This is a genomic window from Skermanella aerolata KACC 11604, assembly GCF_000936425.1.
Classification (GTDB): Bacteria; Pseudomonadota; Alphaproteobacteria; order Azospirillales; family Azospirillaceae; genus Skermanella; species Skermanella aerolata.
Window position 1 is genome coordinate 1 of record NZ_AVFK01000225.1, and the last position, 398, is coordinate 398.

Sequence of the window (398 nt, forward strand, 5' to 3'; positions counted from 1 at the left end):
AACGAGATCCCGTTCCCGGCGGCCAATCCCTACAGCGACGCCAAGGCGGCACTCGGTCATACCCTGTTCTTCGATCCCCGCCTGTCCGGATCCAACACGGCGTCGTGCGCGTCGTGCCACAATCCGGCGCTGGGCTGGGAGGACGCGCTGCCAGTGGCCACCGGCGACGGCGCCAAGGCGCTGGAGCGCGCCTCGCCGACCATCCTCAACCTGGCCTGGGCCGAGCCGCTGATGTGGGACGGGCGCAAGGACACGCTCGAGGACCAGGCGACCGGACCGATCGAGGCGGCCGGCGAAATGAACCAGCCGATGGCATCCCTGGCCGCCGAACTGTCGGCCATTCCGGCCTACCGCCGGATGTTCCGCGAGGCGTTCGGCAGCGAGACGATCAGCGGCCC

Annotated in this window: 1 protein-coding gene; it reads left to right on the forward strand. The window is 70.1% G+C overall.

What is annotated here, in order from left to right; all coding sequences use genetic code 11:
- Positions 1–398, forward strand: a 398-nt coding sequence (locus tag N826_RS39305; RefSeq protein WP_044438131.1) for a cytochrome-c peroxidase, incomplete at both ends; no start/stop codon positions are given.